Source organism: uncultured Serinicoccus sp. (assembly GCF_947500995.1).
In the GTDB taxonomy this organism is placed as follows: domain Bacteria; phylum Actinomycetota; class Actinomycetes; order Actinomycetales; family Dermatophilaceae; genus Ornithinicoccus.
In genome coordinates this window covers 422,224-445,844 of sequence record NZ_CANMUA010000002.1, presented here as the reverse complement: position 1 = coordinate 445,844, position 23,621 = coordinate 422,224, and the positions used below count along the sequence as shown (strand labels likewise).

Here is a 23,621-nt window from a genome sequence, read left to right as displayed (position 1 = left end):
CACCCTACCCTCGCCCGATAAGGTGAACGGGTGAGGACCTGCGTCGGCGTGGACATCGGAGGCACCAAGATCGCGGCCAGCGCGGTCCAGGACGGCACCATCCTGGAGCAGGCGCTGCGCGAGACCCCGGCGCAGGCGCCGGACGACATCGTGACCGCCGTCGCCGACCTGCTGCGCGAGCTGGCGGAGCAGCTGGGCCCGGACCGCCCGATCGAGGCGGTCGGGGTGGCGTGCGCCGGCTTCATCGACCGCTCCGGTGACCTCGTCGTCTTCGCCCCCAACCTCGCCTGGCGCGACGAGCCGCTGCGGGAGCGGCTGGAGCAGGCCACCGGCCTGCCGGTCGTGCTGGAGAACGACGCCAACGCGGCCGCCTGGGGAGAGTTCCGCTTCGGCGCCGCCCGCGACGCCGAGGAGATGGTGCTCATCACCCTGGGTACCGGCGTCGGCGGGGGCATCGTCGTGGACGGTGAGCTCGTCAGGGGCACGCACGGGATGGCGGCCGAGGTGGGCCACATGCGGATGGTCCCGGACGGCCACCGGTGCGGGTGCGGCAACAAGGGCTGCTGGGAGGTGTATGCCTCCGGCAGCGCCCTGGTGCGGGAGGCGCGCGACCTGGTGGCCGGCGGCAGCCCGCACGCCGGCGCGTTGTCGGACGCCTGCGGGGGTGACCCGGCCGCCCTCACCGGGGTCATGGTGACCCAGGTGGCCCAGGGCGGGGACCCGGCGGCCCAGGAGCTCCTCGAGGACGTCGGTCGCTGGGCCGGGGAGGGACTGGCGTCCCTCGCCGCCATCCTCGACCCCGGGCTGCTCGTCATCGGCGGTGGGGTCTCGGCGGCCGGCGACCTCCTCCTGCAGCCGGCCCGGCGCGCCTTCGCCCGCCACCTCACCGGACGGGGACATCGCGACATCACCCCGGTGGTGCTGGCCGAGCTCGGCAACGAGGCAGGGATGATCGGGGCGGCAGACCTCGCCTCGCGCCGGGTGTGAGCGACCCGACCGAGGCCCCCGCGCTCCCGGCCGTCGGTGTCGACGTCGGGGGGACCCACGTCAAGGCAGGCCTGGTCGACGCGCAGGGCCGGGTGACGTCCGAGGCCTACCGCCGGACCCCCGCGCGCACGGCCGCGGCCGCCGTCGTGGAGGGCCTCGTCGTCGAGGTGGTGCAGGAGCTCCTGCAGCAGGTGCCGCCCGGGGTCCGCGCCCGCGTGCCGGTCGGGGTGGGGGCGGCCGGCTTCGTGGACGCCGACCGGGGCCGCGTGGTCTTCGCGCCGCACCTGTCCTGGCGGGACGAGCCGCTGCGGGACACCCTGGCAGCACGGCTCGGGCGCCCGGTGGTGCTCGACAACGACGCGCACGCCGCGGCCTGGGCCGAGCACCGGTTCGGGGCCGGTCAGGGGGAGAGCCACCTGGTCGTGCTGACCCTGGGGACCGGCATCGGCGGTGCCATCCTCACCCACGGCCGGCTGCAGCGCGGGCGCCACGGGCTGGCCGGGGAGTTCGGGCACCAGCAGCTGGTCCCCGGGGGGCTGCCGTGCGAGTGCGGCAACCAGGGGTGCTGGGAGCAGTACGCCTCGGGCCGGGCGCTCGCCCGGCTGGCCCAGGAGGCGCTGCGGGTCGGAGGTCCGGCCGCCGCGGGGCTGCGGGACGCCTGTCCGGGTGGGGGACCGTCCGGGATCACCGGGGAGCACGTCTGGCGGGCCGCGCGCGACGGGGACCCCACGAGCCGGACGATCCTGGCCGAGGTCGGGCGGTGGCTGGGGACGGGTCTGGCCGGTGTCGTGGGCTCCCTCGACCCGGGCACCGTCGTCGTCGGGGGTGGCGTCAGCGGGGCCGGTGACCTCCTGCTCGACCCGGCGCGCGAGACCCTCGCCGGCAGCCTCGTCGGCCGCGGCCACCGGCCGGTCCCACCCGTCCTGGCGGCACGGCTGGGGCAGCGGGCCGGTGTCGTCGGGGCGGCCGACCTGGCCCGCCGCCGCGACCGGGCGACCTTCCCGCGCCGGGCGGGGGGGCCGGTGACCCCGCATACCGGGTCCTCCGGTGGGGTGGGGGAGGATGAACTCATGCCCTTCCTGCGTGTCGCCAGCTACAACCTGCGCGGACTCAAGGACAGCGCGGACGCGGCCGCCGCCGTCGTCCGCGCGATCCGCCCTGACGTCCTGCTGCTGCAGGAGCTGCCCCGTCACCCGGGCTCGGAGTACGCCATCAGCTCCTTCGCCCGCAGCTGCGACCTGCTCTGGTCCGGCCGCACCAGGCTGCTCAGCGGCACCGGCCTCATGACGTCCCTGCGGGTGACCGCGGCCGACTCGGTGGACCGCCGGCTGCGCGTCGGGCTGCGGGAGAACCCGCGCAGCTACACCACGACCCGGGTCCGGCTGCCGGAGGGACCGCAGCTGGACGTCGTGTCCGTCCACCTGTCCCTGCGGGCCGAGCAGCGGGAGCAGCACACCGGCACGGTCCTGGCCGAGCTCGCCGCGTCGCGGGCCGGCTCCGAGGACGTCCCCCTCGTGCTGGGCGGCGACCTCAACGAGGAGCGCGACGGGGCGGCGTGGCGGATGCTGGCCGACGGGCTGCAGGAGGTCAGCGCCGACCGGCCGACGTTCCCCGCCCACCAGCCGCACCGCCACATCGACGCGGTGTTCGCCCGGGGCCACCGGGATGCCCAGCCCGGGGACCCCGCCCTGCTGGAGGGTATGCCGGTGCGCGAGGCCAGCGACCACCTGCCGGTCTGGGTGGATCTCGAGGTCTGAGGAGGGCCCCGACACGGGTCAGTCGGGCGCGAGGTGCGGCGTCCGGCGCGGCTCAGACCCGGGCGCCGTCGTCCCCGTCGAAGGGCGGCCGGCGCCGCGGCTGGCGCAGCACCAGCAGGACGAACCCCCCGATGGCCAGGAGCGCCCCCACGCCCGCGAAGACGGGGTGCAGCAGGGGCACGACCGCCGCGAGCACCACGAGCAGCGGGCCGACGACCAGACCGACGACGATGCCCCAGAAATGCAGGTCACCGGCCGGCAGGGGCTCCGGCGGCGGGGGAACGAAGTGCTCGTCGTCCTCCATCTCCGGTGGCTCGTAGGACCGGTGGTCGGTCGCCATGCCCTCCGGGGTCCGCGGGCCGAGGTGAGTGGGGCGCCCGGACGTCGGCTCGGGGTCCGGGGCGGAGGGCCAGGGCGGGTTGACCGCCCCCCGGTGCTGGGCGTCGGCCTCACCGCGCAGGCCCGCCACGATCTCGCGGAAGACCCGGTCCACGTCGGGGTCGACGGGGCCGTCCTCGGGGCTGCGGTGGCTCACCGCACCAGTCTCGCACGGTGCCCGGGTCGGTCCGACGCGGCGCGGGCCTCCCGGGGGTAGAGTCAGCGCGCAGACCGGCGCCCGCGGCGCGGCGGACGACACGGCCGAAGGAGGACCCCGATGATCTACTGGATCCTCAAGCACCTGGTGGTCGGCCCGCCGTTGAAGGCTGTCTTCCGACCCTGGATCGAGGGCAGGCATCACCTCCCCGAGACGGGCGCGGCGATCCTGGCGAGCAACCACCTGTCGTTCTCCGACTCGATCTTCCTCCCGCTCCTCGTGGACCGCCGGATCACCTTCCCCGCCAAGATGGAGTACTTCACCGGCACCGGCGTGAAGGGCTGGCTCACCCGCCTGTTCTTCACCTCCACCGGCCAGATCCCGATCGACCGCTCCGGGGGCTCGGCGTCCATGGCCGCGTTGGAGCAGGGCCTGCACGTGCTGCGCCGCGGCGAGCTGTTCGGCATCTACCCCGAGGGCACCCGCAGCCCCGACGGCCGTCTCTACCGTGGCAAGACCGGCATGGCCAGGCTCGCGCTGGAGGCCGGCGTCCCGATCATCCCGTGCGCCATGATCGACACCGACAAGGCGCAGCCGACGGGGCAGAAGATCCCCAACGTGGTCCAGGTGGGGGTGCGCGTCGGGCGCCCGCTCTCCTGGCCCGAGCACGCCGGGCGCAGCGAGGACCACGCGGTGCTGCGGCAGATCACCGACGAGGTCATGGCCGAGCTGCAGCGGCTCTCCGGCCAGGTCTACGTCGACGAGTACGCCGCCAGCGTCAAGGAGCGGCTCGCCGCCCGCGCCCGGTCCGGGGTCGAGCAGGCCCGGGTCGGCCTGGAGCAGGCCACGGAACGGGCCAGGGAGGGCCTGGAGCACGCGGGCGAGAAGGCCCGGGAGGGACTGGGCCAGGCCCGTGAGGACATCGCCGGGGCCACCGGGAAGGCGAAGGAGAGCCTCGCCGAGCGACGGGCGCGGCGGCATACCGAGCACGAGGACGCCCCCGAGGCATGACGCGGCGTCAGAACCACCACCCGCCGTCTCCTACCATGGAGCGGTGAGCACCGACCTGACCGGCCTGGCCACCTCCGGGGGCCCCGACATCGACTGGCCCGACCTGCCCGCGCGTCAGCAGCCGACCTGGCACGACCCCGCGGCCCTCGCCCAGACCCTCTCGGTGCTCGGGACCTATCCGCCGCTCGTCTTCGCCGGTGAGTGCGACCAGCTGCGCTCGCGGATGGCCGACGTCGCCGCCGGGCGGGCCTTCACGCTGCAGGGCGGCGACTGCGCCGAGACGCTGGCCGACGTGACCGGGCCCAACATCCGGGACCGCATCAAGACGATCCTGCAGATGGCCGTCGTCCTCACCTACGGGGCGGGGACGCCGATCGTCAAGGTCGGGCGGATGGCCGGGCAGTTCGCCAAGCCGCGCAGCTCGGACACCGAGACGCGCGACGGCGTCACCCTGCCGGCCTACCGCGGGGACATGGTCAACGGCTTCGAGTTCACGCCGCAGGCGCGGCGCCCCGACCCCGAGCGGCTGCTGCGCTGCTACCACGCGAGCTCGGCCACCCTCAACCTCGTGCGCGGGTTCACCAGCGGCGGCTTCGCCGACCTGCGCAGCGTGCACGCCTGGAACAAGGGCTTCCTCACCGGGCCCGCGCAGGCGCGGTACGAGGTCATGGCCGGGCAGATCGACCGGGCGGTCCGCTTCCTCGAGGCCTCGGGCGTCGCCGACGCCGAGGAGATGCGCCGGGTCGAGTTCTACTCCGCGCACGAGGCGCTGGTCCTCGACTACGAGCGACCCATGGTGCGCCGCGACCACCGCACCGGGCTGCTCTACGACACCTCCAGCCACCTCGTGTGGGTGGGCGAGCGCACCCGTGACCTGGACGGCGCGCACATCGACTTCGTCTCCCGGATCCAGAACCCGGTCGCGGTCAAGCTCGGCCCGACCGCCGACCGCGACACCGTGCTCGCCCTCATGGACCGGATCGACCCCGAGCGCACCCCGGGACGCCTCACCTTCATCACCCGGATGGGTGCCGGGACGATCCGGGACGTGCTCCCGTCGCTGCTCACCTCCCTCGGCGAGGACGCCCGACGGGTGGCGTGGGTGTGCGACCCGATGCACGGCAACACCTTCACCTCGCCCAGCGGCTTCAAGACCCGCCGCTTCGAGGACGTCGTGGACGAGGTGCGCGGGTTCTTCGCCGCGCACGCGGAAGCGGGCACCCACCCCGGTGGCATCCACGTGGAGCTGACCGGCAACGACGTCACCGAGTGCGTCGGCGGCACCACCCCGGTCGACCTCGACGACCTCGGGCTGCGCTACGAGACCCTGTGCGACCCCCGGCTCAACCACCAGCAGAGCCTGGAGCTGGCCTTCCTCGTCGCCGAGATGCTGGAGCGGGGCGGTCGCTGAGATGGGTGGGTCCGCCGTCGGCCAGACCGCCGACCTGCGCTCGGACACGCTGACCCGGCCCACGACGGGGATGCGGGCGGCCATGGTCGAGGCCGAGGTCGGGGACGACGTCTACGCCGAGGACCCGACCGTCGCCGCCCTGGAGGAGCAGGTGGCCACGCTGCTGGGGCACGAGGCGGCGCTCTTCATGCCGACCGGGTCGATGGCCAACCAGATCGGGCTGCGCCTGCACGCCGGTCCCGGGTCGGAGGTCATCAGCGACCACCTCGCCCACGTCCTGCGGGCCGAGCTCGGGGCCGCGGCGGCGTTCTCGGGCATCACGACGCGCAGCTGGGTCGCCGACCGGGGGCGGCTGGACGTCGACACCGCGCTCGCGGTCATGGTGCCCGACGGGGGCGCCTACCAGGTGAGCACCGCGTGCGTCGTCGTCGAGAACACCCACAACTTCGGCGGGGGCACGGTGCAGCCGCTGGAGGACCTGCGCCGCCTGCGGGAAGGGACCCGGGCGGCCGGGGTCGGGGTGCACCTCGACGGGGCCCGCCTCTGGAACGCCCACGTGGCCACCGGGGTGGCCCTCGCGGACTACGGCGCCTGCGCCGACACGGTCTCGGTATGCCTGTCCAAGGGGCTCGGCGCGCCGGTCGGCTCGATGCTCGTCGGGTCGGCGGACCGCATCGCGCAGGCGCGGATCCTGCGCAAGCGGATGGGGGGCGGCATGCGCCAGGTCGGCCTCCTGGCCGCGGCCGGACGCTACGCCCTGGACCACCAGCTCGACCGGCTGGCCGAGGACCACCGCCGCACCGCGGCCGTGGCACGGGCGCTGGGCGGTGCCGCTCCCGACGTCGTCGACCCGGAGCAGGTGCACACCAACATCCTCGTGCTCGACGTGGGGGCGGCCGGGTGGGCCGCCGCCGACTTCGTCGCTGCCGCCGGGGAGCGCGGGGTGCTCGGCTACCCCACCGACGCCCGGCACGCGCGCTACGTCTGGCACCTCGACGTCGACGACCCGATGACCCAGCATGCCGAGGACGTCCTGCTCGAGCTGCTGGACCGGGGCGGCGTCGCTCCGTGACCGACGCCGGGGGCGAGCCAGGCAGCCCGCTGCCCCCCGGGCAGCGGGCGACGCGGACCTGGCGGCCCTCGCACTACGGCCGGGTGCCGCGCCTGGACCCCGAGGCCTGGACCCTGCGGATCGCCGGCGACACCGCCGACGGCGGGGTGACCGTGCTGACGTGGGACGACCTGGCCGGGCTGCCCTTCGTCGAGGTGTCGGCGAGCCTGCACTGCGTCGACCGGCACAGCGTCCCGGACCTGCGGTGGGGTGGGGTGCGGATGCGCGACGTCCTCGCCCTGGCCCCGCCGCACCCGGACGCCGGTCACGTCCTGCTCGCCGCCGCCCGGGGGTATGCCGCCGGGGTCCTCCTCGAGGACCTGCACCACCCCGACGCCCTCGTCGCGCACAGCGTGCACGGGGACCCGCTCACCGCCGAGCACGGCTGGCCCGCCCGGGCGGTGCTGCCGCACCTCTACGGCTTCAAGGGCCCGAAGTGGCTCGTCGAGGTGACCTACCACCGGCAGCCGCAGCAGGGGTGGTGGGAGTCGCACGGATACCACCCCCGGGCCCGGGTGGACCGCGAGGAACGCTGGGCGCACCAGGGCTGACCGTCGGGTCGGTCCGCGGACCGCCACCGGCCCGGGGCGTCAGACGACGGCGAGCACGACCACGGTGCCCCGGGGCACCTGCTCGCCGGGTTCGACGGACTGCTCGCGGACCGTCCCGAAGAAACCGCCCCGGACGTTGTCGCGCTCCACGACCAGACCCAGCTCGACGAGCTCCTCCTCGGCCGCGGTGAACTGGCGCCCCACGACCTGCGGGACGCTCACCAGCTCAGGACCCTTCGACACGACGACGGTGACGGTGCTGCCGCGCTCGACCGTGCCCGAGGTGGGGGCCTGGCTCACCACCGACCCCTCGGGCACCTCCTCGTCGAAGACCCGCTCGGGGGCCACGGTCACGGTCAGTCCGGCGTCGACGAGCGCTGCCGTGGCCTCCTGCTCGGTGCGCCCGGCGACCTGCGGCACGGACACCGGGGCGGGCCCGTCGCTGACGACGACCGCGACCTCGCCCCCGGGGGGCAACGGTTCGCCGGCCGCCGGGGTGCTGCTGAGGATGCGTCCCTCCGGCTCGCTCTCGTCGTGCTGGCGGGTCTGCTCCCCGAGCGCGAGGTTGGCGCCGGCGAGCGCCTCCTGCGCCGACTCGACGCTCAACCCGGCCAGCGGCGGCACGGCATACCGCTCCGGTCCCTGGGAGACGACCACCGGCACGTCGGTCCCGTGGCGCACCTGCTGCCCGACCTCCCGCTCGGCGGAGATGACGACCCCGGAGGGGACCTGCTCGGAATAGGCGTAGCTGATGACGGGGTCGAGCTGCTCGGCGTCGAGCACGGCGCGGGCCTGCTCCTCGGAGAGGTCCACGACGGCGGGCATGGGGGAGTGGACCCCCGGCCCGTCCAGCAGCCACCACGCGGCGTACCCGGCTCCGCTGAGCAGCGCGACCAGGAGCAGCGACAGCACGACCCCGCCGCGACGTCGGGAGGGGCGCGGCTGCGCCGGTGCGCGGGTCGGCGTGGTGGGACGGGGCGGTCGGTTGCCGGTGGTGCGGGCGTAGTGCCCCTCGGTGGGGTCCGGCCGGGTGACCGGCAGGTGCCGGGTGGAGTCGCCGACCCCCGCCACGACCTGGGTGAGGTCCGCGTCGGCGGCGTCCCCGGCGGCCGGCGCGAGGGGCGCGGGCGCCGCGTCCAGCTGCGTGTCGTCGAGCTCGCGCAGGCACTCCCGCATCTGCGCCAGCAGGTCCGCGGCGTCGCGGGGCCGGGCGGCGCGGTCGGTCGCGGCCGCCCGGCGCACCAGGGCGTCGACCGGCGCCGGGACGGTCCCGGTGACCTCGCGCGGGGAGGGGATGCTGCCGTGGACGTGCTCGTAGGCGACCCGTAGCGGGTCGCCGCCGGGGAACGCCTTGCGGCCGGTGAGCAGCTCGAAGAGCAGCAGGCCGACGGCATACACGTCGGTCCGGGCGTCGACGGCGTCCTGCTCGACCTGCTCGGGGGCGAGATAGGCGGCCGTCCCCCACAGCAGCTCCGAGCTCGCCTGCCGACCCGCGGCGGAGACCGCCCGGGCGAGCCCGAAGTCGGCGACCTTGACCCCGCTCTCGCGCCCCCCGGCCAGCAGGACGTTCTCCGGCTTGATGTCGCGGTGCACGAGTCCGCGCCGGTGCGCCTCGGCCAGGGCCTCGGCGACGGGGAGCAGCAGGGCCATGGCCCGGCGGGTGGACATCGGCGCGTGGGCGGTGATGACGTCGCGCAGCGTGGGGCCCTCCACGAGCTCCATCGCCAGGAAGACGACCTCCCCGTCCTCGCCCTGGTCGTAGACCCCGACGACGTGCGGGTGCGACAACCGGGCCGCGGCCCGGGCCTCCGCCACGAAGCGCCGCACGAACGCGTCGTCCTCGGCGAGGTCGGGGCGCATGACCTTGAGCGCCACCGGACGGTCCAGGCGCAGGTCGCGGGCGCGGTAGACGGTCGCCATGCCGCCGCGGGCGAGCCCGCCCTCCACCCGGTACCGACCGTCGATGACGCGGTCGAGGAGGGTGGAGGTCGGGGCGGTCACGCCCTCGAGTCTACGGAGCGCGGCCGTCCGACCGTGGGACGTGCGCCGTCGGTATGCCCGTGCCCGGGCTCAGAGGGTCCGCTGGAAGTGCTTGATGTTGCGGACGTACTGCCGGGTGTCGGCGAACAGACCGTGCTGGCGCACGCTGGCCAGGCCCTGGTAGTAGCCCCCGATGGCCTCGTCGGTGCTGTCGGCCGAGCGCAGCAGGGTGCGCATGATGACCACGCCGGCGGTGACGTTGTCCTCGGGGTCCAGCAGGTTGAGCTCGCGCCCCACCAGACCGGAGGCCCACTGGCCCGAGCTCGGGATGACCTGCATGGCGCCGATCGCGTTGGCGGGGGAGACCGCCCGGTGGTTCCAGCCCGACTCCTGGTAGGACATCGCCAGCATGAGGGTGGGGTCCACCCCGTGGCGCTCGCTGGTCCGGACGATGAGGTCGCGCACCGCCGACCGGCTGGGGACGTCGACCTCGGCGAGGTAGTCCCGGTTGGCGGCGGCCGACCGGGCGATGCCGTCGCTGTAGCGGTAGTGCAGGAAGGTGTCCGGCACCTTCTCGCCGGCCCGGTGGTCCCCGATGGTGGACTCGTCGTACGGACGGTCCAGGGCCTTCGGTGCGGTGGTCCCGACGCGGGCGGCCGCGCTGGACCCGCCGAGACGGAGCTTCTGGCCCGGGTAGATGAGCCGGGTGTCGTCCAGGCCGTTGGCCCGCGCGATGTCGGCGACGGTGACGCCGTGCCGTGCGGCGATCCCGGTGAGGGTGTCACCCGCCCGCACCGTGACGCTGCGGGTCTCGGACGAGGAGGTCTGGGGGGCTGTCGTGGCGGGCGCCGAGGTGCCGCCGGAGGGCCGCTGCTCCGCGGCGGCGCCGGGCAGGCGCAGGACCTGGCCGGGGTAGATGAGCCTGCTGTTGGCGATGGCGTTGGCCGCCACGAGGTCCTTGATGCTCACGCCGTGACGCACCGCGAGGTGGGAGAGGGTGTCGCCCGGCCGCACCGTGACCGTGCCCTGGGACGGGGCCTTGGTCGCGGGCGCCGAGGACGAGTCGGGGGCGGGTGCCGGGGCGGACGGGGCCGCCCCTGCGCCGGAGGGGATCCGCAGCGTGGTCCCGGGCATGATCCACCGGCCGCCGTCGGGCAGGTCGTTGGCGCGGACGATGGCCCGGGCGCTGACGTCGTAGCGCGCGGCGAGGTCGTAGACGGTGTCACCGGGGGCGACGGTGTGCCTGGTGTCCTTCTGGGTGCGCACCACCGTGTCCAGCGGTGCGGTGGCGTGCACGCCGGTGGGCGCGACGTAGGCCAGGGACGGCAGGTCGCCCGGGGGCAGGGCGGCGAAGAGGGGGCTCACGTCGTTCCTCCAGTGACGGCTGTGAAGCAAGGGGTGTGGGACGCTCGCGGGACGTGGGGGGACAAGGTGACCCGTGAGGCATGAGGGACAGTACCTTGCGAATCGGACCACCGCCACCCTTTCGGCGTGTCGCGCCATGTGATTGACTAGGAGATGTGGTAAGTGACAGCGATGTAATTTCTGAGTGGTGGACCATCCCCGAGGTGATGGAGCGCACCGGCGTCAGCCTGCAGCAGGCCCGGCGCTGGGTGCAGGAGCGTGATGTCGTCGGGCTGCGACGCGGCCCGGACGCGGTGCTCATGGTCCCGGCCGGCTTCTTCGTCGACGACGGCCCCCTCCCGGCCCTGCGCGGCACCATCACCGTGCTCGCCGACGGGGGCCAGAGCGATGAGGAGATCGTCTCCTGGCTCCACGCGCCGGACGACTCGCTGCCGGGCGGCAGCGCGCTGGCCTCCCTGCACGCCGGGGCGAAGACGGAGGTGCGCCGCCGCGCGCAGGAACAGGCGTTCTGACGTCGCCGGTGGTCTCCGGCCGGCTCAGGTGGAGCGCCGGGTGCAGACCGCCACGAGCTCGGTCAGCGCCTCCCGCCCCTCCTGGGTCAGGTCCGGGGCACCGCTGATCTCCTCCAGGGCGCGCTCCGCACCCCGGTCGACCATCTGCTCGGTGCGCCCCAGGGCGCCGGAGCCCACGAGGACCTCCCGCACCCGGTCCACGGCGTCCTCGTCGAGGTCCGGGTCGCCGAGCGCGTCCTCGACGAGCTGCGCCCCGGAGGGGTCGGCCAGGGCGAGGGCGTGGGCCACGAGCACCGTGTGCTTGCCCTCCCGCAGGTCGTCGCCGGCCGGCTTCCCGGTCTGCTCGGGGTCGCCGAAGACGCCCAGGACGTCGTCACGCAGCTGGAAGGCCTCTCCGAGGGCGGCACCGAAGCGACCGAGGGACCGCCGGGTCTGCCCGTCGACCTGCGCGGCGTCCGCGCCGATGAGCAGCGGCTGCTGGACGGAGTAACGGGCGCTCTTGTAGCGGATCACCGTGAGGCACCGTTCGAGGCGTTGCTCGAGGTCGAGGTCGCGCCAGCCGCGGGCGCCCTCCAGCATGTCGAGGAACTGGCCGCCCATGAGCTGGGTGCGCATGCGGTCGAACTCGGGCCGCGCCCGGTCCAGGGCGTCCTGGGGGAGTCCGCTGGTGGTGAAGACCTCGTCCGTCCAGTTGAGGCACAGGTCGCCGGCCAGGATGGCGGCGGCGTGGCCGAAGGAGTCCGGGTCGCCGGACCAGCGCTGCTCCTGGTGGTACCTCGCGAACCGGCGGTGGGCGGTCGGGTGGCCGCGCCGGAGGTCGCTGTGGTCCATGACGTCGTCGTGCAGCAGGGCCGCGGCCTGGAAGATCTCCATGGCGCTCGCGGCCCGCACGGCGGCCGGGTCGTCCGGTCCGCCGAGGGCACGCCAGCCCCAGTAGAGGAAGGTGGCGCGCAGGCGCTTGCCACCGCTCAGCAGCTCGGCGATCGCCTCCAGCAACGGGGTCATCGGCGGTCCCAGCTCGTCGAGGACGGCACGCTGCCGCGCGAGCTGCTCGTCCAGAGCCTGCTGCACGCGGGGGCGCAGGTCCACGCGGTCCAGGGCCTGCATCACGGATCCTCGTCCCTCGACAGGTCTCTCGGCGGGTGCCGGGAGGGCGGTACGTCCCGGCGGCGCGGGCCGACTCCGAGCCTATCCGTTGCCGGGCGCGGCCCGGGCCGCCCCCTCCTGCGGCCCGGGCCCCCCGGCTCTCATCGTCGTGCGCGGTCCGCCGGCCGCGCAGAAGTTGTCCACAGGGGCGCCAGGGCCGGTGGTGCGGGGGGAGGGGGTTGAGTCCGTCGGTGGCGAGTCGTACATTTGTTCCATCACCAGGATCGAACACAAGTTCGATCGAAGGTCGTCCCGCACGACCACACGCACGACCACACGCACGGAGGAGGTGCCGGCCATGAGCAGGAGCTACCACGAGCCGGTCGAGGTCAGGCTGGGCAGGGCGCAGGAGCACGGCGTGCGGATCGAGACGGCGCTGCCGGCCGGCGCGGGCGACGACCGGGAGGCGCCGGACGACCTCGACCCGCAGGTCCCTGCCGTGTTCCTGTGGCGCGGGCGGCTCCATCTCGTCCGGGCGGTGCTGGGGCAGTGGAGCCTGCGGGTGGCGTGGTGGCGGACGGAGGACCGGGACGGTGCCCCCGCCGCCGGCCCCGACCGGCCCGGCCCCGACGACGGTCCGGGCGATGAGCAGCTGGAGCGGGTCGTCTGGCGGGTCGAGGCCGGCGCGGGCCGCTCGGCAGGGACGGGGGTCTACGACCTCGTCCAGGGCGAGCGGTGGTGGCTGGAGCGGGTCGCCGACTGACGCGGCACCGCGCGGGGCGGCCGGCGCGGAGCAGGGGCAGGAGCAGGGCCGCGGAACCACGAGGACCACCAGGACCACGAGGACCACGAGGACCACGAGGACCACCAGGACCACCAGGACCACGAGAGGACACGACAGGATGACGACCATCGAGACCGGGGCCAGCGCAGGCGCGGTGCTGGACCTGCTGGAGCGCTCGCGCGGGGTGCTGCTGCAGGCCTGCCACAGCGGGACGGCGGCGGAGCGCTACACGCAGGCCCACCTGTCCGCGCTGCGTGCCGGGGCCGCGTTGCTGGCCGCCCGCACGACGCCTGCGCCCGGCCGGCGCGGCCGCCCCCGCAGCGTCTGGGAGATGCTTCCCCCCGTCGCTCCGGAGCTGACCGAGTGGGCCGCGTTCTTCGCCGCGTCCGGGCGCCGCCGGGTGGCGCTGGAGCGGGGAGCGGCCCGGGCCGCGGTGACGACCCGGGAGGCCGACGACATGGTGCGGGCGGGGGAGCGCTTCCTCGAGCTGGTGCGGGCCTCGCTCCACCTGCCGTGCGAGGCCTCGCTGCACTCCGAGCTGACTCCACTGGGCCACGGGTGAGACCGGCCGTGTCGACAGGACCGGTGACGGGAGGTGACGACTTCGTCCACCTGCACGTCGCGTCCAGCGCCTCCATGCGCTACGGCGCCTCCCACCCGGCCGACCTGGTGCGCCGTGCGGCCGAGCTGGGCCAGTCCGCGCTGGCCCTGACCGACCGCGACGGGCTCTACGGCGCGATCCGCTTCGTCCGGGCCTGCACCGAGGCGGGGATCGCCCCCGTGCTGGGGGTCGACCTCGCCCTGGCGGGGTCGCCCTCGCCGCCGGGCGCCGGACGGGGCGCCGCCGCTCCGGCACCCACCCCGTACGTCACCGGGCTGCGCCCGACGGCTCCGTGGGCGCCGGACCGGGTGGCGCCCGGCCGGGGGTGGGGGGAGGGTCTGGACGTCCGACCGGACCGGCGTGCTCCGCGGACCCCGGTCAAGGGGGGCTCGCTCGTCGACGACCAGCAGCCCCGGGTGGTGCTGCTGGCGCGCGGTCAGCGCGGCGGTGCCGAGGCGGGGGTGGGCTGGGCCAGGTTGTGCCGGCTGGTGACGCACACCCATCTGTCCGGCGAGCGCTCGGTGCCGCGGGTCACCCCCGAGCTCATCGCCCGGGCGGCGGCCGGGACGGCCGGGGCCTGTCCGGTCGTCCTGCTGCTGGGGCCGGACTCCGACGTCGGCAGGGCGCTGCTGGCCCGTCGGCACGACCTGGCCCGACGGTTGCTCCTGGGATGGACGAGTCTGCTCCCGGCCGGGGCGGTCCGGGTCGAGGTGGTCTGTCACGGAGGTCCTGAGGGCACGCCGGGGAGCCTCGCCCACGCGACGTCGGCGTGGATGCTGGCGCGGGAGGTCGGGGTGCCCGCCGTGCTCACCGCGGCCGTCCGGCACGTCCACCCCGAGCAGGCGCGGGTCGTGGACGTGCTCGACGCCGCCCGACGACGGGTCGCGCTCGACGAGCGCCACCTCGACCGGGTGAGCACCGCCGGCCACCTCGCGGGGACGGCCGTCATGCACAGGCTGGCCCGCCAGCTGGAGCGGGCCGCAGGTCCCGGTGCCCGGGCCGAGGAGCTCGTGCGGGACACCCTGCAGCTGGCCGCCGACTGCCACCAGGACGCCCGCTCCGACCTCGGGATCGGGGGGGTGCACCTGCCGGAGCCCGAGGTCCTCGGTGTGCGGGGGGTGGGGCAGGCGCACCAGGTCCTCACCGAACGCTGCGCGCAGGCCGTCGGTGGTCGTTACCCCGGTGCGGGGAGGGGGGCCGAGCAGGACATCCGCGACCGCCTCGAGCAGGAGCTGGGGGTGATCGCCGGGCTGGGTTACCCGACCTACTTCCTCACCGTCGCCCAGGTCTGCGACCTCATCCGGGAGCAGGGGGTACGCGTCGCGGCGCGCGGGTCCGGGGCCGGGAGCCTGGTGGCCTACCTGCTCGGCATCAGCGGCGTGGACCCGATGGAGCACGGCCTGCTCATGGAGCGGTTCTGCTCCCCGCTGCGGGCCCAGCTGCCGGACATCGACATCGACGTCGAGTCGGCCCGGCGCACCGAGATCTACGAACGCATCCTCGAGCGGTTCGGGTCCGAGCGGGTGACCTGCGTGTCGATGACCGAGACCTACCGGGTCCGGCACGCCGTGCGCGACGTCGCGGCGACGCTGGGCCTTCCCCCCGGGGAGATCGACGTGATCGCCAAGGCCTTCCCCCACATCCGGGCACGCGACGCCCGGGCGGCGATCCGGGACCTCCCCGAGCTGCGGCGCCAGGGTCTGGACGCCCCCCGGATGCGGGTCCTCATGGAGCTGGTGGAGGCGCTCGACGGGCTGCCGCGGCACCTCGCCATGCACCCGTGCGGCGTGGTGCTGTCCGACACCGGGCTGCTCGACCGGACGCCGGTCGAGGCGAGCTGGTTGGGGTTCCCCATGAGCCAGTTCGACAAGGACGACGTGGAGGAGCTGGGGCTGCTCAAGCTGGACGTGCTGGGGATCCGGATGCAGTCGGCGATGGCGCACGCCGTCGACGAGGTCGCGCGGGTGGACGGGACCCGTCTCGACCTGGACGACCGGGCCCAGGTGCCGCTCGACGACCCGGACACCTTCGCGCTGGTCCAGTCCACCCGTACCCTCGGGTGCTTCCAGATCGAGTCACCGGGTCAGCGCGAGCTGGTGGGCAAGTTCGCCCCGGAGACGTTCTCCGACATCATCATCGACATCTCCCTCTTCCGGCCCGGCCCGGTGAAGTCCGACATGATCCGGCCCTTCCTCCACGCCCGCCAGGGCTGGGGGGAGCCGGAGTACCTCCACCCCAGCCTGGTGCCCTACCTCGAGCAGACCTGCGGGGTCGTGGTCTTCCACGAGCAGGTGCTGCAGATCGTCGCCGAGACGACGGGGGTGTCGTTGGCCCAGGCCGACGAGGTGCGCCGGGCGATGGGCAGCCCGGCCGGGCAGGAGGAGGTGAAGGTGTGGTGGTGTGCCGCGGCGGCGGACCGGGGCTACCGCGCCGAGGAGGTGGACCGGATCTGGGCGGTCCTGGCCGCCTTCGCCTCGTTCGGCTTCTGCAAGGCGCACGCGGCCGCCTTCGCCCTCCCGACCTACCAGTCCGCCTGGCTCAAGACGCACCACACGGCCGCCTTCCTCTCCGGGGTCCTGACCCACGACCCGGGGATGTACCCCAAGCGGCTCATCCTGGACGAGGCCAGGAGCATGGGGGTCCACGTGCTCGGGCTCGACGTCAACGCCTCGGGCGCGACCTACCGGGTCGAGCGCGTGACGACGCCCACGTCGGTGGCCGGGGCAACCGCCTGGGAGGGGGGTCCCTCGCGCGACGCCGCGGCGACCGGCGGGGCACGGGGCACGCTGCGCCGCCCGCCGGACCGGGTCGACGCGGTCATGGCCGACATCGAGCGGCGTGCTGGGGGTTACGGCATCAGGCTGTCCCTGTCGGACGTCAAGGGCATCACCGAGGACGAGGTCGGCAGGATCGTCGCGGGACAGCCCTACGACTCCTTGTCCGACCTGTGGCACCGGGCCCGTCCCAGCCGCCCCACGGCCGAGCGGCTGGTGCTGGCCGGAGGGCTGGACGAGCTGCACCGGGTCGGCCGGTGCAGTCCTCGGACCCGTGGCGCGGGACACCGGGCCACCGGTGCCGGGGGCTCCCCGCGCACGAGCCTGACCCGCCGCGACCTGATGCTCCACGTCCGCGACCTGGAGCGGTGGTCCCGGCATGCCGGTGGGGCGCCGGGGGCCTCCCGCGCCGGACGCCGACGCCCGGCGCCGGTGATCGAGGCGGGAGAGGTCGCCGCCCGGGCGCAGAGCCAGGCGGTGGGCCGACGCTCGTGGCACGGGGCCGGGGGCGCCGCACCGACCCAGCTGACCCTCGAGCTCGGCGACGACCCCGCACCGCTCGTCGGCAGCGGGCTGCCGGAGATGAGCGCCTCCGAGCAGCTCCGGGCCGAGCTGGAGGTGCTCGGCCTGGATGTCAGCAGCCACGTGGTGGGGGGTTTCGGGCCGATGCTGGCCGAGCTGGGGGTGACCCGGGCGCGCGACCTGCTCTCCTACCGGGGCGGCGCCGAGGTGCTGGTCGCCGGTGCCAAGGTCGCCACCCAGACCCCTCCGGTGCGGTCCGGGAGGCGTGTCGTCTTCCTCACCCTGGACGACAGCAGCGGACCGGCCGACGCGACGTTCTTCGAGGACGTCCAGGGCCCGTTCGCCACCACGGTGTTCCACTCCTGGCTGCTCCTGGTGCGCGGCGTCGTGCGGCGCACCGGGCCCAGGGGGGTCTCGATCAGGGCCACCGCCGCCTGGGAGCTGGGCGAGGTGGCGCAGGCCTGGGAGCACGGCGGTCCGGCGGCGGCCCGCGCGCTCATGGAGCGGTCCGTGCAGCAGGCGAGGCTGCTCGCGCAGGAGGCCGAGGCCGTGTCCCGGGAGGCGGCCTCGGCCGACACCCCGCCCGGACGGCGGGTGCTGGTGCACGCCTCGGGTTTCGTGCAGTCTCCCTACGCCGACATCGCCCCGGCCGGCGAGGCGACCCGGCAGCCGGGCGGCAAGCTGTGGCACTCCAGCCCCGGGAGCTCGGGATGGTGAGCCTCACGGTCGCGGCTCCCTCAGCCCCTCCGGCGGGCCCCTCCGGACGGGGGAGCCCGCCGACCACGGGAGAGGTGTCGGACCGGACGGGCCGGGCGACCGGCGACGCCGGTCGTGGCTGGGTGCTCCACGTCGACATGGACGCCTTCTACGCCGCGGTCTCGCTGCTGGACCAGCCGGACCTGCACGGCCGACCGGTGGCGGTGGGAGGTGGCTGGCGCAGCGTCGTGCTGTCGGCGAGCTACGAGGCCCGGGCCTACGGCGTCCGCTCCGGCATGCCGATGGCCACGGCGCGCCGCAGATGCCCTCCGCTCGTGGTGGTCCGGCCCGAGCCCGACCGCTACGCCCGGGTCTCCGAGGCGGTCATGGCGATCTTCGCCGAGGTCACGCCCGTGGTCGAGCCGGTCTCGATGGAGGAGGCCTTCCTCGACATCTCCGCCACCGGTCGCCGGTGGGGCGGCCCGGAGCGCATCGGCAGCTGGATCAGGGACACCGTCGCCGACGAGCAGGGGATCACCTGCTCGGTCGGTGGCGCCCCGTCCAAGGCCGTCGCCAAGATGGCTTCCCGGGCGGCCAAGCCGGACGGCATGCGGCTGGTCACCCGGGACGAGGTCGTCCCCTTCCTGCACCCGATGCCGGTGGGTGCGCTGTGGGGGGTGGGGGAGTCGACCGAGGCCGAGCTGCACCGGCTCGGGCTGCACACGGTCGCCGAGCTGGCGCACGTGCCGCTGGCCACGTTGCGGCGGGCACTGGGGGACCAGCACGCCACCCGGTTGCACACCCTGGCGTGGGGCACCGACGACGACCCGGTCGTGGCCCACCGGCGGGAGCGCAGCGTCGGGTCCTCCGAGACCTTCGCCCAGGACGTCGACGACCCCCAGGTCGTCCGCCGCCAGCTGCTGCACCTCGCCGAACGCACGGCGAGCCGGATGCGGCACGCCGGGGTGCTCGGGCGCACCGTGGTGCTGACCGTGCGGTTCTCCGACTTCACCACGATCACCCGCTCACGCACCGTGGCCAGCCCGACCGACGTGACCCGCGAGGTGCACGAGGTCTCCTGCTCGCTGTATGCCGCGCTGGGGCTGCAGCGGGCTCGGATCCGCATGCTGGGGGTCCGGGTCGAGGGCATCACCGAGGCGGACCGGACCCTCGTGCAGGGCCGGCTCGACGAGCCGGAGAGCGGCTGGCGCGAGGCGGAGCGGGCGATGGACCGAGCCGTGGCCAGGTTCGGGCTGCAGGCGGTGCGACCAGCCAGTCTGCTGGTCCGGCCGCGATGACGGAACTCCGGGTAGTGCTCCGTCCGTTGACGTCTTATCCTGGAACTCAGCAACGTGGTGTCGGTCCCGTGCCGCAGGTCCCCGACCCACCATTCGCACCACCGGAGGTGAACGTGCCGCTCTCAGACCACGAGCAGCGTGTGCTCGAGCAGATGGAGCAGGCCCTCTACGCCGAGGACCCCCGGCTCGCGAGCCAGCTCAAGCGGTCCGCCAGCGCCGGAGGTGCCGCCGGACTCGACCGGCGCCGCCTGGTGCTCGGTGTCCTCGTCGCCCTGGGCGGGCTCGGCCTGGTGGTCGTGGGCGTGATGTCCTCGATGATCTGGATCGGCGTCATCGGGTTCCTCGCCATGGTCCTCGGCGGTGCCTGGGCGGCGTCGCCGAGCCGGTCGACGTCCGCGCGGACCGGACAGCTGGGGGTCGTCGGCAAGAACGGCGCGGTCCGCAAGCCGACCGCGGGAGCCCGCCGGACCCCCCGGCAGGGCACCTTCATGCAGCGGATGGAGCAGCAGTGGGACCGGCGGCGGGAGCAGGGTTCCTGAGTCCCGACACCGCTGGTCACGATCCGGGTCCTGCCCGCGTCGTCGCCGTCCCCGACACCGGGCGCCGCGAGCTCTTCCCGGTCATCCGCAGGATCGCCGACGGCGACCAGCAGGCCCTGGCCGAGCTCTACGACCGGGTCGCCCCGCGCATCTTCGGTCTCGCCCTGCGCATCGTCCGCGACCGCTCGCTCGCCGAGGAGGTCACCCAGGACGTCTTCGTCCAGATCTGGCGGCAGGCCGCCGAGGTCGACCCCGCACGCGGATCGGTCATCGGCTGGATCATGACCCTGACCCACCGCCGGGCCGTCGACCGGGTCAGATCGGAGCAGGCGCAATCCGATCGGTTGCACCGCTACGAATCCCGGCAGACGACACGGCCCTACGACGTCACCGCCGAGGCGGTGACCGACCGGGCCGAGGCGGAGCGGGTCCACGCAGCGCTGGACCGGATCGGTGAGCCGCACCGGACGACGGTGGCACTGGCGTACTTCTCCGGGCTGACGCAGAGCGAGGTCGCGCACCGTCTCGGCATACCGCTCGGCACCGCCAAGACGAGGATCAGGGACGGACTGAAGAAACTGCGTGGGCAGCTGGAGGAGGTGAGCTGAGTGAGTGAGGACGACGTGCGTGACCACGACGTCTGCGACGACGCACGGGGCGACGACGAGCACGCGGGTGCGCTGGCCTACGCGATCCACGCGCTCGACGACGACGAGCAGCAGGAGTTCGAGGCTCACCTGGCCGGGTGCCCGTCCTGCCAGGACGAGGTCGACGCGACGCGGGAGGCCATGGGGATGCTCAGCGAGGACCTGGCCGTCGAACCACCCCCGGGCCTGCGCTCGCGGGTGCTGCAGCAGGTGGCCGCCGAGGCCGCTGGTGCTGCCCGGCAGGACGTGGGCGAGCCAGCCGCTCGCCAGGACGCCGACGTGACCTCCCTCGCGTCGCGACGGTCCCGGTCGAGCGCGCAGGCCGGGCGCAGACCCTCCGTCGGACGCTGGCTCGCCGCGGCGGCGGCGGCCGTGGTGCTGGCCGGTGGGGTGTGGGGGATCTCGCAGACGCTGGACCCCGACCCCACCCGGGAGGTGCTGCAGGCCGACGACGCGTCGGAGCACACCGCGGACACCGAGGCCGGGCCGGTGGCGGTGACCGTCTCCGACGCGGCGGGGCAGGCGGTGGTCCAGCTGCCGGGCGACTTCGCCGCACCCCAGGCGGGCCAGGTCTACCAGGCTTGGTTCGTGGGGCCGGACGGCTCGGCCCGGTCCGCGGGCCTGCTCACGGCGCAGACCGTCTCCGAGGGGCGCAGCCTGCTGGAGGGCGCCCCCGAGGACGCGGTGGCCGTCGGCCTGACGGTCGAGCCGGAGGGCGGCTCCAGCCAGCCCACCAGCGAGCCCTTCGTGGTCGTCCCCCTCACCTGACCGCGACCCCGCGCAGGACGTGACCTGGGTCACATGCGCAATCCGCGGACGGCCCGGGTCCGAATCCTCGATGTTCCACGGCGTCGCGGCACCCGGCTGCGGCGCAGGACAGCGAAGGAGTGACACCGATGAAGCGCACGACCGCACTGGCCGCACTGGCCGCCCCCGCGCTGCTGGCGCTGAGCGCCGCCCCGGCCAACGCCCACGACATCGACAACGCGACCGTCGAGCTGATGGCCCCTCTCGAGGAGCTCAACGACTCCGGTGGCAGCGGTGAGGCCTGGGCCAAGGTCACCGGCAACGAGGTCTGGATCAAGGTGGAGGTCCAGGGGCTGCTGGACAGCTCCCCGCACGCCCAGCACATCCACCTCGGCGGTGCCGGCGAGTGCCCCGACCCCGCCATGGAGGGCAGCGGTTTCGAGGGTGCCATCCGCACCACCGACGCCATCGACAGCTACGGCGAGGTCCGGGTCTCCCTGACCGGGAACGACGCCGACACCTCCGAGGCGGCGGCGCTCGACGTGGCGAACTTCCCGGCCGACGGGACCTACACCTACGAGCGGACCTTCGAGGTCCCGGACGACGTGGCCGAGGGCCTGCACCACGGTGACGGTGTCGTCGTCATCCACGGCGTGGACCACAACGGGTCCGGTGAGTACGACGGCGAGCAGATGTCCGACCTGGACAACAGCCTGCCGTCCGAGGCCACCGACCCCGCCCTCTGCGGGGCCTTCCAGGAGACCCAGATGAGCGCTCCCGGCGGGGGCGTCCAGACCGGTGGGGGGAGCACCAGCGGGATGGAGAACACCGGGCTGATCGCCGGCGGAGCCCTCCTGGTGGCCGCGGGCGCGGGTGCCTTCGCCCTCAACCAGCGTCGCCGCACCGACAGCTGACATGAGCACCGAGCAGCCGGGCCAGGGCCGACGAGGAGCCATCCTCACGGCCCTGGCCGTGCTGGCCGTCGTCGTGGGCGTCGTCGTGCTCGCCGTGGGCATCGGCACCCAGCGACCCGATCCCCCCTCGCCCCCGGCGGCGACCTCGGCGGCCGAGCCGACCGAGTCGTCCGCCGCCGGTCCGGACGACGAAGGGTCGTCCACCATGGACGCCGCGGAAGGGTCGTCTACCACGGACGCCGCCGAAGGGTCGTCCACCACGGACGCCCCGGAGGCGGGACCGACGTCGACCGCGTCCGAGCAGCAGGAGTCGCCCGGACCGGAGGTCGCCGCCCTCGCACCGTCGGAGCCGGTCGAGGTGCGCCTTCCCTCCATCGACGTCACCAGCCCGCTGCACCCGCTCGGGCTGGCCGACGACGGCACCCTGCAGGTCCCCAGCGGGGACCGCTACCACGAGGCCGCGTGGTACGACGGCTCGCCCACGCCCGGCGAGATCGGCCCGACGGTCATCGAGGGTCACGTCACCGGCGCGGGTGGGGTCGAGTCCGTCTTCTTCGAGCTGGGTGCCCTGCGGCCCGGGGACACCGCCGAGGTGGACCGTGAGGACGGGCGGACGGTCACCTACGAGGTGTACCGCGTGGACCAGTTCCCCAAGGACGCGTTCCCGACCGTCGACGTCTACGGGCCGACCGACGTCCCGGAGCTGCGACTCATCACCTGCGGGGGAGAGTTCGACGAGCAGGAGCAGAGCCACGTGGACAACACCGTGGTCTACGCCCGCATGATCGAGGGCTGAGCCGACCGGACCCGCCCCCGGTGCCGTCCGCAGGGAGACCGGCGCCGGGGGTGCCGCGCGCTCAGGCCGGCGTCAGCACCACGGCGCCCACGACGAACATCGCGATGAGCGTGAAGGCCGTCGCCAGCTCGATGAGGATGTTGAGGCCCACGGCGTGCAGGGCGTGCCGGGTGGCCCGCAGGGCCTCGGCGCGGTCCCGGCTCCGGGCCAGGGAGACGAGGAAGATGCCCAGCGGGAAGCCCAGGAACAGCCCGACGACCGGGATGAGCACTCCGAGCACCAGGGCGCAGACCACCCCGATGACCAGGGTCGAGGTCCGGACGCCGGCGCGCCGCATGCGCTGGCCCGGCACCGCCCACTGCAGGCCCACCCCGAGCAGGTAGACGAGTCCGGACAGGCCGAAGACCACCCAACCGAGGGTGGTCTGCTCCTTCAGCGCCCAGGCCAGGGACCCTGCCAGCACCACGACGAGGCCGGGCAGGACCGGGATGACGATCCCGACGACCCCGATGAGCATGAGCACCAGGATGAGGACCTCAGCGACGGACATGAGCCAGATTCTGCCCGATGCAGCGAGACGCCCGCCCACGGCCAGGCCGGGGCGGGCGTCGTCCGCGTCGCGTGAGGGGAGGTCAGACCGCGGGGGTCTCCTCCTGCTCGAGCTTGTGGGTCTCGTCCAGGATGGCGACGTCGTCCTGCGCGCGCAGCTTGTCGAGGTGCTCGCGCCCGTGGTGGGCGCAGAACAGCAGGTGCAGACCGTCACCGAGGCTGGCCCGGATGTAGGCCTGGGCCCCACAACGGTCGCACCGGTCGGAGGTGGTCAGTTCGGGGGTCAGAGTGGCGTTCACGGCGGTCTCCTCTCCGTCGGGCCAACCAGCGGTTGGTCGACCCAGTCAAGCATGCCAACGCCGCAGAACCCGGTCTTTGTGCCCGTGGGGGGAGGTGTTCCGCTCTGCGCGTAAGCCCGTCCACCGGCTCGGTGGACCCGGCCGGGCCC

Annotated in this window: 22 protein-coding genes; 16 read left to right on the top strand and 6 right to left on the bottom strand. The window is 74.5% G+C overall.

All coding sequences use genetic code 11. The annotated features are described in order from the left end of the window. The first annotated feature begins 30 nt into the window (after positions 1-30). Positions 31-987 (top strand): ROK family glucokinase, encoded by a 957-nt coding sequence (locus Q0967_RS05015; RefSeq protein ID WP_298885392.1) that lies wholly within the window; start codon positions 31-33, stop codon positions 985-987. Continuing rightward, positions 984-2,744 carry an ROK family glucokinase gene (locus Q0967_RS17400; RefSeq protein ID WP_367181610.1) on the top strand — a complete coding sequence of 587 codons (1,761 nt, stop codon included), beginning with the start codon at positions 984-986 and terminating at the stop codon, positions 2,742-2,744. Before Q0967_RS05015 ends, Q0967_RS17400 begins: the two co-directional genes overlap by 4 nt. A 52-nt stretch (positions 2,745-2,796) precedes the next feature. On the opposite strand, the gene Q0967_RS05000 is transcribed toward Q0967_RS17400, so the two are convergent. Then, positions 2,797-3,279, bottom strand: a complete 483-nt coding sequence (locus Q0967_RS05000) for a hypothetical protein (protein ID WP_299449345.1) — start codon at positions 3,277-3,279, stop codon at positions 2,797-2,799. A gap of 120 nt (positions 3,280-3,399) precedes the next feature. Here Q0967_RS05000 and Q0967_RS04995 point away from each other — a divergent pair, with 120 nt between their 5' ends. Genes Q0967_RS04995 through Q0967_RS04980 form a run of 4 tightly spaced genes read left to right on the top strand, consistent with a single transcriptional unit; the run spans position 3,400 to position 7,363 of the window. Then, on the top strand, positions 3,400-4,290 hold the full coding sequence (locus tag Q0967_RS04995; protein WP_298885382.1) for a 1-acyl-sn-glycerol-3-phosphate acyltransferase: 891 nt from the start codon (positions 3,400-3,402) through the stop codon (positions 4,288-4,290). Positions 4,291-4,333: 43 nt separating this feature from the next. Beyond that, positions 4,334-5,701, top strand: a complete 1,368-nt coding sequence (locus Q0967_RS04990) for a class II 3-deoxy-7-phosphoheptulonate synthase (RefSeq protein ID WP_201023248.1) — start codon at positions 4,334-4,336, stop codon at positions 5,699-5,701. A gap of 1 nt (position 5,702) precedes the next feature. After that, the gene (locus tag Q0967_RS04985; protein ID WP_299449338.1) at positions 5,703-6,773 is read left to right on the top strand and encodes a low specificity L-threonine aldolase; all 1,071 of its coding nucleotides are present in this window, start codon (positions 5,703-5,705) and stop codon (positions 6,771-6,773) included. Next, positions 6,770-7,363, top strand: a complete 594-nt coding sequence (locus tag Q0967_RS04980; RefSeq protein WP_298885378.1) for a molybdopterin-dependent oxidoreductase — start codon at positions 6,770-6,772, stop codon at positions 7,361-7,363. The genes Q0967_RS04985 and Q0967_RS04980 overlap by 4 nt, the downstream gene beginning before the upstream one ends. Before the next feature lie 39 nt (positions 7,364-7,402). Here the strand turns inward: Q0967_RS04980 and pknB are convergent, their stop codons facing one another. Together pknB and Q0967_RS04970 are read right to left on the bottom strand one after the other, a co-directional pair. Further along, entirely contained in the window at positions 7,403-9,364 is a 1,962-nt protein-coding gene (pknB, locus tag Q0967_RS04975) for a Stk1 family PASTA domain-containing Ser/Thr kinase (protein WP_299449334.1), read from the bottom strand. A 69-nt stretch (positions 9,365-9,433) separates the two neighbouring features. Beyond that, entirely contained in the window at positions 9,434-10,708 is a 1,275-nt protein-coding gene (locus Q0967_RS04970) for a LysM peptidoglycan-binding domain-containing protein (RefSeq protein WP_299449331.1), read from the bottom strand. 206 nt (positions 10,709-10,914) lie between these two features. Between Q0967_RS04970 and Q0967_RS04965 the strand changes: the two genes are divergently transcribed. Then, positions 10,915-11,220, top strand: coding sequence for an Rv2175c family DNA-binding protein (locus Q0967_RS04965; protein ID WP_058891518.1), 306 nt, complete (start codon positions 10,915-10,917; stop codon positions 11,218-11,220). Positions 11,221-11,244: 24 nt separating this feature from the next. On the opposite strand, the gene Q0967_RS04960 is transcribed toward Q0967_RS04965, so the two are convergent. Further along, positions 11,245-12,327: a polyprenyl synthetase family protein gene (locus Q0967_RS04960; RefSeq protein WP_299449328.1), complete on the bottom strand. Its 1,083-nt coding sequence runs from the start codon at positions 12,325-12,327 to the stop codon at positions 11,245-11,247. A gap of 337 nt (positions 12,328-12,664) precedes the next feature. On the opposite strand from Q0967_RS04960, the gene Q0967_RS04955 reads away from it, so the two are divergent. The 9 genes from Q0967_RS04955 to Q0967_RS04915 all read left to right on the top strand — a co-directional run bounded on the left by Q0967_RS04955 (position 12,665) and on the right by Q0967_RS04915 (position 22,624). Next, positions 12,665-13,069, top strand: coding sequence for a DUF6504 family protein (locus tag Q0967_RS04955; RefSeq protein WP_299449325.1), 405 nt, complete (start codon positions 12,665-12,667; stop codon positions 13,067-13,069). 139 nt (positions 13,070-13,208) lie between these two features. Further along, entirely contained in the window at positions 13,209-13,652 is a 444-nt protein-coding gene (locus Q0967_RS04950; RefSeq protein WP_299449322.1) for an SAV_6107 family HEPN domain-containing protein, read from the top strand. 23 nt (positions 13,653-13,675) lie between these two features. Continuing rightward, positions 13,676-17,704: a DNA polymerase III subunit alpha gene (locus Q0967_RS04945; protein WP_299449319.1), complete on the top strand. Its 4,029-nt coding sequence runs from the start codon at positions 13,676-13,678 to the stop codon at positions 17,702-17,704. A gap of 74 nt (positions 17,705-17,778) precedes the next feature. Further along, a complete protein-coding gene (gene dinB, locus Q0967_RS04940) occupies positions 17,779-18,981 on the top strand; it encodes a DNA polymerase IV (RefSeq protein WP_299449316.1) in 1,203 nt (400 codons plus the stop codon). A gap of 113 nt (positions 18,982-19,094) precedes the next feature. Beyond that, entirely contained in the window at positions 19,095-19,520 is a 426-nt protein-coding gene (locus Q0967_RS04935) for a DUF3040 domain-containing protein (protein ID WP_298746081.1), read from the top strand. Then, positions 19,490-20,128 carry an ECF RNA polymerase sigma factor SigK gene (gene sigK / locus Q0967_RS04930; RefSeq protein ID WP_298746083.1) on the top strand — a complete coding sequence of 213 codons (639 nt, stop codon included), beginning with the start codon at positions 19,490-19,492 and terminating at the stop codon, positions 20,126-20,128. The genes Q0967_RS04935 and sigK overlap by 31 nt, the downstream gene beginning before the upstream one ends. Continuing rightward, positions 20,129-20,935 (top strand): anti-sigma factor, encoded by an 807-nt coding sequence (locus tag Q0967_RS04925; RefSeq protein WP_298746085.1) that lies wholly within the window; start codon positions 20,129-20,131, stop codon positions 20,933-20,935. Between the two features lie 128 nt (positions 20,936-21,063). Continuing rightward, on the top strand, positions 21,064-21,828 hold the full coding sequence (locus Q0967_RS04920) for a CHRD domain-containing protein (protein ID WP_298746086.1): 765 nt from the start codon (positions 21,064-21,066) through the stop codon (positions 21,826-21,828). A gap of 1 nt (position 21,829) precedes the next feature. After that, positions 21,830-22,624, top strand: a complete 795-nt coding sequence (locus Q0967_RS04915; RefSeq protein WP_298746088.1) for a class F sortase — start codon at positions 21,830-21,832, stop codon at positions 22,622-22,624. 61 nt (positions 22,625-22,685) lie between these two features. Here Q0967_RS04915 and Q0967_RS04910 read toward each other — a convergent pair whose 3' ends face one another. Then, on the bottom strand, positions 22,686-23,174 hold the full coding sequence (locus Q0967_RS04910) for a DUF456 domain-containing protein (protein ID WP_298746090.1): 489 nt from the start codon (positions 23,172-23,174) through the stop codon (positions 22,686-22,688). An 82-nt stretch (positions 23,175-23,256) separates the two neighbouring features. Continuing rightward, positions 23,257-23,472 (bottom strand): hypothetical protein, encoded by a 216-nt coding sequence (locus Q0967_RS04905; protein ID WP_058891508.1) that lies wholly within the window; start codon positions 23,470-23,472, stop codon positions 23,257-23,259. Between the last annotated feature and the right edge of the window lie 149 nt (positions 23,473-23,621).